At 69.8% G+C, this 11,385-nt stretch carries 12 protein-coding genes; 8 read left to right on the forward strand and 4 right to left on the reverse strand.

Features of this window, described 5'->3' with window-relative positions; genetic code table 11:
- The first annotated feature begins 3 nt into the window (after window positions 1-3).
- The 5 genes from SALPAC4_RS0109360 (at window position 4) to SALPAC4_RS0109380 (ending at window position 5,849) form a co-directional block, all read left to right on the forward strand.
- Entirely contained in the window at window positions 4-864 is an 861-nt protein-coding gene (locus tag SALPAC4_RS0109360) for an Fpg/Nei family DNA glycosylase (RefSeq protein ID WP_033665048.1), read from the forward strand.
- A 266-nt stretch (window positions 865-1,130) separates the two neighbouring features.
- Entirely contained in the window at window positions 1,131-2,693 is a 1,563-nt protein-coding gene (locus SALPAC4_RS0109365; protein ID WP_027645065.1) for a sugar transferase, read from the forward strand.
- Between the two features lie 92 nt (window positions 2,694-2,785).
- Entirely contained in the window at window positions 2,786-3,757 is a 972-nt protein-coding gene (locus tag SALPAC4_RS0109370; protein WP_019870104.1) for an NAD-dependent epimerase/dehydratase family protein, read from the forward strand.
- A 116-nt stretch (window positions 3,758-3,873) separates the two neighbouring features.
- Complete coding sequence (locus SALPAC4_RS0109375) at window positions 3,874-5,100, forward strand: sensor histidine kinase (protein ID WP_027645064.1); 1,227 nt, start codon at window positions 3,874-3,876, stop codon at window positions 5,098-5,100.
- Window positions 5,097-5,849: a LytR/AlgR family response regulator transcription factor gene (locus tag SALPAC4_RS0109380; RefSeq protein WP_019870106.1), complete on the forward strand. Its 753-nt coding sequence runs from the start codon at window positions 5,097-5,099 to the stop codon at window positions 5,847-5,849. The genes SALPAC4_RS0109375 and SALPAC4_RS0109380 overlap by 4 nt, the downstream gene beginning before the upstream one ends.
- Before the next feature lie 4 nt (window positions 5,850-5,853).
- Here the strand turns inward: SALPAC4_RS0109380 and SALPAC4_RS0109385 are convergent, their stop codons facing one another.
- Complete coding sequence (locus SALPAC4_RS0109385; protein ID WP_019870107.1) at window positions 5,854-6,576, reverse strand: prepilin peptidase; 723 nt, start codon at window positions 6,574-6,576, stop codon at window positions 5,854-5,856.
- Between the two features lie 204 nt (window positions 6,577-6,780).
- Between SALPAC4_RS0109385 and SALPAC4_RS0109390 the strand changes: the two genes are divergently transcribed.
- On the forward strand, window positions 6,781-7,185 hold the full coding sequence (locus SALPAC4_RS0109390; RefSeq protein WP_019870108.1) for a hypothetical protein: 405 nt from the start codon (window positions 6,781-6,783) through the stop codon (window positions 7,183-7,185).
- Between the two features lie 2 nt (window positions 7,186-7,187).
- Window positions 7,188-8,822, forward strand: a complete 1,635-nt coding sequence (locus SALPAC4_RS0109395; RefSeq protein ID WP_019870109.1) for a sodium/solute symporter — start codon at window positions 7,188-7,190, stop codon at window positions 8,820-8,822.
- 170 nt (window positions 8,823-8,992) lie between these two features.
- Here the strand turns inward: SALPAC4_RS0109395 and SALPAC4_RS0109400 are convergent, their stop codons facing one another.
- The 3 genes from SALPAC4_RS0109400 to SALPAC4_RS28415 form a co-directional block, all read right to left on the reverse strand.
- Window positions 8,993-9,730: a hypothetical protein gene (locus SALPAC4_RS0109400; RefSeq protein ID WP_029127502.1), complete on the reverse strand. Its 738-nt coding sequence runs from the start codon at window positions 9,728-9,730 to the stop codon at window positions 8,993-8,995.
- Window positions 9,723-10,223 carry a SigE family RNA polymerase sigma factor gene (locus tag SALPAC4_RS26375; protein WP_080640875.1) on the reverse strand — a complete coding sequence of 167 codons (501 nt, stop codon included), beginning with the start codon at window positions 10,221-10,223 and terminating at the stop codon, window positions 9,723-9,725. Before SALPAC4_RS26375 ends, SALPAC4_RS0109400 begins: the two co-directional genes overlap by 8 nt.
- A gap of 264 nt (window positions 10,224-10,487) precedes the next feature.
- Window positions 10,488-10,973 carry a hypothetical protein gene (locus SALPAC4_RS28415; protein ID WP_019870111.1) on the reverse strand — a complete coding sequence of 162 codons (486 nt, stop codon included), beginning with the start codon at window positions 10,971-10,973 and terminating at the stop codon, window positions 10,488-10,490.
- Between the two features lie 49 nt (window positions 10,974-11,022).
- Here SALPAC4_RS28415 and SALPAC4_RS28420 point away from each other — a divergent pair, with 49 nt between their 5' ends.
- Complete coding sequence (locus SALPAC4_RS28420) at window positions 11,023-11,319, forward strand: hypothetical protein (protein WP_019870112.1); 297 nt, start codon at window positions 11,023-11,025, stop codon at window positions 11,317-11,319.
- Window positions 11,320-11,385: the final 66 nt, after the last annotated feature.

Here is an 11,385-nt window from a genome sequence, read left to right on the forward strand (position 1 = left end):
TGGGTGCCCGAACTACCAGAGGTGGAGGCGCTCGCCGACTACCTGCGCCAACGCGCCGTCGGCCGACGGGTTGACCGGTTGGAGATCTCCGCGATCAACGCCCTGAAGACGTACGACCCGCCGATCACGGCCGCGGCCGGCCAGCCGGTCACCGATGCCCGGCGCCACGGCAAGTTCCTCGACCTGGTGCTCGGCGCCGACCTGCACCTGGTCGTTCACCTGGCCCGCGCCGGCTGGCTGCACTTCCGGGAGGAATTCTCGTCCCGCGCCCCGCTGCGCCCCGGCAAGGGCCCGGTGGCGCTGCGGGCCCGCCTCAATGACGGCTCCGGGTTCGACCTGACCGAGGCGGGCACGCAGAAGAGTCTCGCCGTCTATCTGGTGACCGACCCGACGGCGGTGCCGGGAGTGGCCCGGCTTGGCCCGGACGCGCTGGCCGTGGACCCAGCTACCTTCGCCGAACGGCTCCGAAGCCGAAAGGGCCAGGTCAAGGGGGTACTAACCGACCAGACGGTGCTCGCCGGGGTGGGTAACGCGTACTCCGATGAGATCCTGCACACGGCGCGGCTGTCACCGTTCGCGCTGACCACCCGGCTGACCGACGAACAGCTCGCCACCCTGCACGGGGCGACCCGGGACGTGCTCGGCGACGCGGTGTCCCGATCGGTGGGACAACGGGCTGCCGAACTCAAGGGCGAGAAGCGCTCTGGCCTGCGGGTGCATGCCCGCACCGGATTGCCCTGCCCGGTCTGCGGCGACGCCGTACGAGAGGTCTCGTTCGCTGACTCCAGCCTCCAGTACTGCCCCGGTTGCCAAACCGGCGGGAAGCCGCTCGCAGACCGACGGTTGTCGCGAATTGTACGTTGAGTGAGGGGACTCACTTCCCGCCGTGAATATTCTGCCCGGGCGCGACGAACGTCGGGATTGGGGTTCTACTCCAACGGCCATCCATCGGTATAGTGGCCCGGTCCCGGCTTCTGTAAAGGTCCGGAGCCGGCCAGCTGCCAACCGGCACAGCCCTGAAGCGAGGTCCTACCGGTCCGCGCTCGGGTCCGGGTGACGCATGGGAGACTGAAGCGGTGGACGACACGGACCCTCACTCCGCGTGAGCAGTCCGCGTCCTGCGGGAGGACATGGATGAGGTGACGACAAGCCTCCAGCGCCCGGTAACCAACGGAGGCCGGAGCAGAACCGTGCGGCACGTTGACAGCTTCGAGATCCAGCCGACGACGCCACCGTCCCACAACGGCGTGCCTCGGTCGGCCTGGTCCCGCAGCCACCGCCGGGTCTCCCGTTGGCACCGCCCCTACACCGCGATCCTGGTTCTGCTGGACTTCGCCGCCGCCGCCTTCGCGAGCTTCACCGCCATCCGCGCCTTCGACCAGTCGCGGGCCGGGTTCTACGACGACCCGACCTGGTTCTACACCGTGGCCTGCGTGCTGCTGCCGCTCGGCTGGGTCGCCATCCTCTGGTTCAACGGCTCCTACGATCGGCGTTACCTGGGCCTCGGCCCGGATGAGTTCAAGCGGGTCCTCCGCGCCGGCGTGGCGGTCTGCGCGACGGTCTCCTTCCTGGCGTTCGCCACCAAGACTGACCTGTCCCGATATTCGGTCGGCACCGCGCTGCTCCTCGCCCTGCTACTGATCCTGCTGGTCCGGATCCTGGTCCGATTTGTGCTGCACGTGATCCGGCGCAACGCCGGCCGGGCCGGCCACCGGATGGTCCTGGTGGGCACCCTGCCCGAGTGTCTGGAGGTCCACCGCCAGGTCACCCGCAATCCGGCTGCCGGCCTGGTGCCGGTCGCCATCCACCTCACCGACGGCTACGCGGCCGCCCGGGGGGTGGAGACCCCGGTCCCGGTCTACGCGGGGCGGGACCTCCTCGCCCTGGTTCGTGAGGTCGGTGGTGACACGATCGCGGTCTGCGGGTCGGCCAGCGCCGAGCCCGGCGAGCTGCGCCGCATGGCCTGGCAGCTCGAGGGTTCCGGGGTTGACCTCGCGGTGGTCCCGCAGTTGACCGACATCGCCGGGCCCCGCGTGCACATCCGGCCGATCGAGGGTCTGCCGCTGCTGCACGTGGAGGAGCCGACTCTCTCCGGTCCGGCGCTGCTGGCGAAGAACATGCTCGACCGGGTGGCTGCCGGGCTCGGCCTGTTGATCCTGCTACCGGTCTTTCTCGCGATCGCGATCTCGATCCGGATCTCCGACCCGGGTCCGGTCTTCTTCCGGCAACCCCGGGTGGGCCACGAGGGGCGGACCTTCCGGGTCTGGAAGTTCCGCACCATGTACGTGGATGCCGAGGAGCGGCTGGCCAGCCTGGTTGACCAGAACGAGACCGACGGCATGCTGTTCAAGATGAAGCGGGACCCGAGGGTCTTCCCGGTGGGCCGCTTCCTGCGCGCCTCGTCCCTGGACGAGCTGCCCCAGCTGATCAACGTGCTGAAGGGGGAGATGTCGTTGGTCGGGCCCCGCCCGCTGCCCGCCGACGACGGTGACTTCCTCGGCGACGTACGCCGCCGGCTGCTGGTCAAGCCCGGCATTACCGGCCTCTGGCAGGTCTCCGGCCGCTCCGACCTCTCCTGGGACGAGGCGGTCCGCCTCGACCTCTACTACGTCGACAACTGGTCGCTGGCGTACGACCTGAGCATCCTGTGGCGCACGGTCGGAGTGGTGCTCGCCCGGAAGGGCGCGTACTAGCCCGACGAGTAGTGTCCGGGGGTGGTCAGCTCGGATGGCAGGCGGCTCCCAGCTGCGCTGCACGAGCGGCATTCGCGAAGCAGAGGGGCAGCATGGAGCAGGTACTTGTCACGGGAGCGACCGGCACCGTGGGTAGCCTTCTGGTACGGGACCTCGCCGACCGCGGCGTGCGAGTGCGGGCGCTGGTCCGTTCGCCGGAACGAGCAACGGCAGCCCTACCTCAGGGCGTGGAGGCGGTCCGGGGGGACGTCACCGACCTGGCGTCGGTCCGGTCCGCGATCAGCGGGTGTGACACCGTCTTTCACGCTGCCGGGCTCCCCGAGCAGTGGTTGGCCGATCCCGACGTCTTCGAGCGGGTCAACGTCGGCGGCACTCGGCACCTGGTCGAGGCCGCGCTCGCCGAGGGTGTGGCGACCTTCGTCTACACCAGCACCATCGACGTTTTCGACCAGGCCCCGGGCCGACCGTTCGACGAGTCAAGGATCGCGGAACGGCCGCTCGGCACGGCCTACGAGCGTTCCAAGCAGCGCGCCGACGTTCTCGTGACCGAGGCGGTCGAGCGAGGCCTGCCAGCCCGGTTCCTGCATCCGTCCGGGGTCTACGGGCCCGGTCCGGCGACCGCCACCGCGCTGAACCTGCTGCTGCTCAGACTGGTCCGTAATCAGATTCCCGCGCTGCCCCCGGGCGGCATGCCCGTCGTCTTCACCGAGGACGTCGCCCGGGGACACCTCCTCGCGGCCGAAGCGCCGATCGGCAGCCGATTCATCCTCTCCGACCGCTACCTGACCCTGACCGCGATAGCCGAGCTGGTCCACACGTTGGTGCCGACGGCCAAGGTCCCCCGCACCATCCCCACCGCCCTCGCGAAAGCGATGGCCACCACCGGGGAGGCCGTCTCCCGCATCACCCGCCGGCCGCCCCTGCTCGCCGCGGGCGAGCTGCACTTCCTCCGCTCTCACCCGCTACCGGACGCCTCCCGGGCCCGCAGTCAACTGGGCTGGCACACCACCGCGGTACCGGAGGGCTTTGCCCGCGCCCTGCGGCACTTCGACGTACTGCCCTAGCCAGCAGCCGGAAGCACGGCCTCCCATCCGGTCGGACCGGACGCCCTTGACGTCGGCGCACCGAGGCCGGCTCCGCCCCCTTGGCAGCAGCGGCGGCAACGGCCACGATGCACTCCGTGAGTGGCAACCTCTCCGCTGTCGTGGGTGTCGTCGCACTGGCGACCGCGCTGGCGGCAACCCTCGTCGCGGTGCTGCGCCCGCGTGGCCACCGCACCATCGCCACCGCCACCCAACGGGCCACCTACGAGGTGCTGCACACCGCCGGACTCGCCGCCGTGCCGCTCCGCGCCGGGCTGACCGCGGCGAACGCCGCCAAGGCCGTACGCCACCTCCGGGCCCTGGTCGGGGCGGTCGGGTTGGCGCTGACCGACACCGCGGCGTTACTCGCCCTTGACGGGCCCGGCGCACACCACCAGACCCAGCTCGTCGCGGCGGCCCGCCGGGTCGCGGCGGCTGGCCGGTCGACCGTGCTCGGGGCGGCGGAGCTGCCCTGTGACCGGGTGGACTGCCCGGTCCGGGGTGCCGTCGTCGCACCGTTGACCGGCGCGGACCGACGGGTTGTCGGCGCACTACTGGCCATCGCGGACGGGGCACCCGCGCCTGGCCTGGTTCAGGCGACGCTGGAGACCGCGCACTGGGCCGGTACCCAACTCGCCCTCGCCGAGCTGGACTCCTCCCGAGAGCGGTTGGCCCGCGCCGAGGTCCGCGCGCTGCGGGCACAGATCAGCCCACACTTCATCTACAACGCGCTGACGGCGATCGGATCCTTCGTCCGCACCGACCCGGACCGAGCCCGGGAGTTGATCCTCGAATTCGCCGAGTTCACCCGCTACTCGTTTCGGGCGCACGGCGAGTTCACCACCCTCGCCGAGGAGCTCCGATCGATCGACCACTACCTGACCATCGAGCGGGCCCGGTTCGGCGACCGGCTCCAGGTGCGGCTCCAGGTCGCCCCCGAGGTACTGCCGGTGACCCTGCCCTTCCTCTGCCTGCAACCACTGGTCGAGAACGCGGTCCGACACGGGTTGTCCGGTAAGCCCGGCACGGGCATGGTGAGCATCGAGGCCCGGGACGCGGGCACCGAGTGCCACATCACGGTGGAGGACGACGGGGTGGGGATGGATCCGGCCACGCTTACCGCCGGTATCGCCGAACTGGCCACCGCCGGAAGCGCTTCGGTGGGTGCGCCGGGCGGACAGGTGGGTCTGTCCAACGTTGACGAACGACTTCGGGCGGTTTTCGGGGACGAGTTCGGCCTGGTGGTGGAGACCGGCCTCGGCTTGGGGACGCGGGTGAGCATGCGGGTGCCGAAGTTCCATCCTGGCGTACGGGCCGGCTCGTGACCGGGTTCCTCCGGGTCCTGGCGGTTGACGATGAGCCACCGGCCCTCGACGAGCTGGCCTACCACCTGCGAGTCGATCCACGAGTCGCCCGACTACACACCGCCGGTGACGCCACCGAGGCGTTGCGGGTACTCCGCGATGACGACGTGGACGTGGTCTTCCTGGACATCCGGATGCCGGGGCTGGACGGTGTGGAGCTGGCCCGGGTGCTCCGCCGCTTCGCCCGGCCACCGGCCATTGTCTTCGTCACCGCCTACGACGACGGCGCGGTGGACGCGTTCGACCTGGGTGCGACGGACTACGTCCGCAAACCGGTCCGGGCGCAACGGTTGGCCGAGTCGCTGCGCCGGGTGATCGGAGCGCGGCGGGTGTCTCCACAGCCGGCGGCGCCGGCACGGGAAGAGGACCCGACGATCCCGGTCGAGCTGGCCGGGACGACCCGGATGCTGCCCCGGTCGGCGGTGCGCTGGGTGGAGGCGCAGGGTGACTACGTACGACTGCACACCACCGACGATTCCCACCTGGTCCGGGTCTCCTTGGCGACCCTCGCCGAGCGGTGGGCTGACGCCGGCTTCGTCCGAATCCACCGCTCCTACCTGGTCCAGTTGCGGCTCATCGCCGAGCTGCGGCTGGTGAACTCCGGCTACGTGGTGGTGGTCGACTCGACCGAGCTACCGGTCAGTCGGCGGCACACCCGCGAGCTGAAGGAGAAGCTGATCCGGGCGGCTAAACAGGACTGGGCCCGCTGACCGGCTAGCGCACCATCGCAAGCATCGCCGCCCCGAGCAGCGCCGGCCCGTACGGGATGGGGGTTCGCCGGCCGGCCCGACCGGTCACCAGCAGGACGCCGACCAGCGGAAGGTTGACCAACGGAGCGAGCAGAACCCCGGTGACCACGGTCGGCCACCCCAGCCAACCGAGGTAGAGCCCGAGCGCCGCACCGAGCTTTACGTCGCCGAAACCGAGTGGGGACCGGGGCAGCAGGGTGAGCGCCAGGTAGCCAAACCCGCAGAGTACGGCGGCGAGCAGGGCCCGGCCCAGCGCCGGGAACGCCGGGTCGGCCACCGCAGCGAGCAGCAGTAACGCCAGCCCACCGCCGGCGGCGACCCCCACCAACGGGTCGGGCAGCCGCAGCACCCGTAGGTCTACCACGGCCAGTGGCACCGCGAGGGCAGCGAGCAGCAGAAACGCCGGCAACGCCCAGCCGGCTCCGACTCCGGCCCCCACGATGCCGGTGACGGCGGCGGTGAGGGGCACGGTGACCGCCCATCCCGGGGTGAGTGGGCGACGACAGTCCGGGCACCGCCGGGGTCCCCGCCACCAGGGTGGCCGTGCGCCGGCGCAGGCCGGGCAGGCGCTCCGCCAGGCCGGCCGGGGCCGACCGGTCGGCCAGTCGACCGCGTATCGGTCAATCAACCCGGGCAGCAACAGCCCCCAGCCAGCACCGGCGACAGCGGCAACGAGGGGGAGCAGCACGGCGGGATCGTAGCGCCCGCCTGCCCCATCCCGGCGTCTTCGCCCGCGCCGGTCCACAGCTCCCGCCGCAGGTCAGAGCGGTCGTAGCCGCGGTTATCCACAGCAAGGACCACTTCTCCACAAGTTATCCACAGGGCGGTGCGATGCTTCACCGGCCAGCAGGGCAGCGCTTGACTTTCCCCGGAATCGAGCGAGACTGCCGGAGTGGTCGCCGCCGATGACCGCGTTTCCGCGCGGACCCGCATCGTGCTCGCCGATGTGGTCCGGCGCGAGTCCGACAGCGAGCACCCCCGCATCGAACACCCCCGCACCGAACTCGCCGAGCAGACCCGGGTCGGCGAAGCGCTGGTCCGCGGCCTGGTCCGGGCGCAACTCTCCCTGGCGTTGCGGCTCTGGCTGGTGGTGGCCGTCGGGCTCGGCGGCCTGCCGTGGCTGTTCGCCATCGCGCCGTCGGTCGGCCGGATCACCGTGCTCGGGGTACACCTGCCGTGGGTGCTGCTCGGCGGGCTCTCCTTCCCGTTCCTGGTCCTGGTTGGCTGGGCGTACGTGCGCCTGGCCGAACGCAACGAGCAGGACTTCACCGACCTGATCCAGCGGCCGGAGCGCTGAGTGTGGGCAACGGCTACGTCGCTCCGGCGATCGTCGCGGTCACCCTGATCACCGTCGGCATCGGCTTCTACGGCCTGCGCCTCGCCCGCACCACCTCGGACTTCCTGGTGGCGTCCCGGGCGGTCAGCCCAACCTGGAACGCCGCCGCGATCGGCGGGGAGTACCTGTCCGCGGCGAGCTTCCTCGGCATCGCCGGTCTGATCCTCAAGCACGGCGTGGACGTGCTCTGGTACCCGGTCGGCTTCGCCGCCGGATACCTGGCGCTGCTGCTCTTCGTCGCCGCGCCGCTGCGCCGCTCCGGGGCGTTCACCCTGCCCGACTTCTGTGAGCTCCGGCTGGGCTCCCGGCGGCTGCGTACCCTTGCCACCGCGTTCGTGATCTTCATTGGTTGGCTCTACCTCGTCCCCCAGCTGCAGGGCGCCGGACTGACCATGGCCACGTTGACCGGCTCGCCCTACCCGCTGGGCGCCCTCCTGGTCGCGGCGGTGGTCACCGCGAACGTGGCGCTCGGCGGCATGCGCGCGATCACCTTCGTCCAGGCGTTTCAATACTGGCTAAAGCTGACCGCTCTCGCCGTACCGGCGATCTTCCTGGTGTTGCAGTGGCAGGCCGACGCCCGCCCGGCGGTGACCCCAGTGGAGGGTCCGACCTTCCGCACCGCGACCACCGTCGTGGTCGAACATCCCGCCACCCTCACCCTCCCCGACGGCCAGCTGCGGCAGGTACGCCCCGGCGACGAGCTGACCTTCGCCGCCGGGCAACCGGTGCCCGCGGTGACCGGAGTCGCCATCGACCCGGCCGACTGGTTGCTGCCCAGCACCGAAGCCGACGACCAGGGCCTCTTCACCACCTACTCGCTGATCCTCGCCACCTTCCTCGGCACAATGGGCCTACCGCACGTGCTGGCGCGCTTCTACACCAACCCGGACGGCGCCGCCGCCCGCCGCACCACCCTGGTGGTCCTGGCCCTGGTCGGCGCCTTCTACCTGCTGCCGACCGTCTACGGGGCACTCGGCCGGATCTACACCCCGCACCTGCTGCTCACCGGGGAGACCGACGCGGTGGTGCTGCTCCTGCCCGGCGCGGCTTTGGGTACGGGGACCACCGGCCGGCTGCTCGCCGCGCTGGTCGCCGCCGGCGCGTTCGCGGCCTTCCTCTCCACCTCCTCCGGCCTGCTCACCAGTGTCGCCGGAGTGATCTCCACGGATGTGCTGGGCCGTGGCTCGGTACGCGGGTTCCGACTCGCCACCGTGCTCGCCGGCAGCGTGCCCACGGTGTTCGCGCTCAACGTCTCCGGGCTGGAGGTGTCACAGGTGGTGGGGTTGGCGTTCGCGGTGGCCGCCTCGAGCTTCTGCCCACTGCTGGTGCTGGGCATCTGGTGGCGGGGGCTGACCGCCCGCGGCGCCGCCGTCGGGGTGCTCGCCGGTGGGGGCGCCGCGGCCGCGGCGGTACTCGTGACCGTGCTCGGCCCCCCGCTGGCCGGATGGCCGGCCACCCTCCTCGCGCAGCCAGCCGCCTGGACGGTCCCGCTCGCCTTCACCGTTATGGTGGCGGTGTCAACGGCCACGCGCCGCCACGTCCCGACCGATGTCGGTGCCACGATGCTCCGGCTGCACGCCCCCGAAGCCCTGCGATAGAGCGCCGTAAACCGCATCCGCCTGCACTGGGCCGAAACGCGGGTGTGCTGGCTGTCATCCAGAGTGGCCAGCAGGCAAGGCTTCGCCACCACACCTGATCTCGTCCGGGATCGGAGCCGTCCGGCCCGGGCCCCTCCGGAAGGGAGAAGCCCGGGACCGGAAAGCATCATTCAACAGGCGGCGTCGATACTGGCGCAGAGCCGGGCGGCGGTGCGCTCCGCGATACGCTGGTCCTCGGCCGGATCAATGCCTTTGATGCCCACCTGGGCCACCAGTTCGCCCTGTCGCACGAAGAGCCAACGGGACGTCAGGTCGCCGGTCCGACCAACCAGCAACGACTCGTCCCCCGCGAGGTCCGAGGCGAAGACCTCCATCCCCTTGCTGCTGTCCGGGTCTCGGGGCTTACAGCCGGCCACCTCCCGCCGAACGTTTTCCATCATGGTCTTCGCGGCCTCCTCCGAATGCCTTTCCACACGCTCGAACAAATAGTAATCATAAGTCTGGATGAAACCATCCTCCCGGAACGCATTCGCCTCTGGCCAACTCTGTTCGTCGCCCTCGCAGGTGCGGCTGGTCTCCATATCGAAATACCAGGCAATGCCCGGTTCGATAAGCGTCGGACCGAAAACCCCCACAAGATCCTCGTAGCGGAGCATGGCTGCGGTCGGAATACCCGGCGACGCCAAGGAGCTGTTCGTCGCGGGTGGTGCCGGCGGTACCGGCTCCCGGCCCTCAGCCAGGGCCACCGCACCGCTAGCGACCACGGCGACAGCGACCACACTCGCCAAACCAGCAACAAGACGGGTCTGCCGGGTCCGCCGCCGGGCACGCGCACGCACCTGATCAACCGGATCCCAGTTCAGAGCTTCAGTATCGTGATACAACTCGGCAAAAAACGAATCAGGCATGATTGACCTCCTCCGGAAACGAGGTGTCAAGAAGAACAGCAAGGGCTTTGCGCCCACGAGCAAGACGAGCCTTGACAGTGCCCGTCGGCGCACCCGTCTGATCAGCAATCTCAGCAACAGACAGATCCACCAGATGATGCAAGACAACCGCCTCCCGCTGCTCACTCGGCAACTGCCGCAACGCAGCTACCAACGCCACAGTGTTCTCCGACGGAGGCCCAGCGGCCGCACCGACACCATGCCGGCGATACGCAGAAATTCCATTACGAATCTTGCGCCAACGATTCACCAACCGCCGGTGCCCAACAGTCCGCACCCACGCCTCCGGATCGTCGTACGTGCTGATCTTCGACCAACGCTGCCAAGCCCGCACATACGCCTCCTGCGCAGCATCCTGCGCCTCACCCAGATCACCACCCAGCGCATAAAGCACCGTGACAACCCGATGTCGCGTGCTGCGGTAAAACTCCGCGAAACCGTCTTCCGCATCCACTACGCTCCACCCCTCTCAACTCCGCCACTATCACCCGCCACAAACCACGACGGTTGCGGAAGACCCGCCAATCAGTGCCACAGTGGAAGGCCGACCTGGTCACGGCCGACCGGCTGCGCCCGCCGAAGTAGTGTGCGACCTGCCCGTGCTGGGCAGGTTTGGTAGCTGAGAGACGGCCATCGCGTCAATCCATCACGACGACCAGGGGCAGAGACCATGGCCAGGGCCCCTCCGCTGCGGAAGGGCCCTGGCCCACAGTCCAGCTCAGCAGGCGTCGGTGCCGGCGCAGAGCCGTGCGGCTGTGCGCTCCGCGATACGCTGATCCTCGACCGGATCAACGCCCTTGAGCCACACCTGGGCCACCAGTTCGCCCTGGCGCACGAAGAGCCAGCGGGACGTCGCCTTCTCGCCGATCCGACCAACCAGCAACGACTCGTCACCCGCGAGGCCGGAGGCGAAGACCTCCATCCCCTCGCTGCTGTCCGGATTCAGGGGCGTACAGCCGTCCACCTCCCGCCGAACGTTCCCCATCGTGGTCTTCGCGCCTTCCTCCGAATGCCGCTCCACGCGCTCGATCACCGTGCCTTCGGTCCCCTTGTAAAAGACAGCTCCCCGGAACGCCTTCTCCCCTGGCCAGCTCTGTCCATCTTCCTCGCAGGTGTAGCTGGTCACCGCATGAAAAGACCAGTCGCCGTCCAGATCGTCGCCCGCTGCCCGGAAGCCGGTCGGGAGATCTTCGGTACGAAGCATGGCCGTGGCCGGAACATCCGGTGACGGCGGGTCGAGGGTCGGTTGATCGGTGGTCTCCGGCGATTCGCTCGGCGGGACCGTGCTCGGCGGGACCGTGCTCGGTGGGACCGTGCTCGGCGGGACCGTGCTCGGCGAGGGCGAAAGGGAGGGCGTCGGGCTACTGCTGGGGCTGGGCGAAAGGCTGGGTGAGGGGCTGTTCGTCGCGGGTGGTGCCGGCGGTACCGGCTCCCGGCCCTCAGCCAGGGCCACCGCACCGCTAGCGACCACGGCGACAGCGACCACACTCGCCAAACCAGCAACAAGACGGGTCTGCCGGGTCCGCCGCCGGGCACGCGCACGCACCTGATCAACCGGATCCCAGTTCAGAGCTTCAGTATCGTGATACAACTCGGAAAAAAACGAATCAGGCATG

The sequence above is a fragment of the Salinispora oceanensis genome, assembly GCF_000383575.1.
Lineage (GTDB): Bacteria > Actinomycetota > Actinomycetes > Mycobacteriales > Micromonosporaceae > Micromonospora > Micromonospora oceanensis.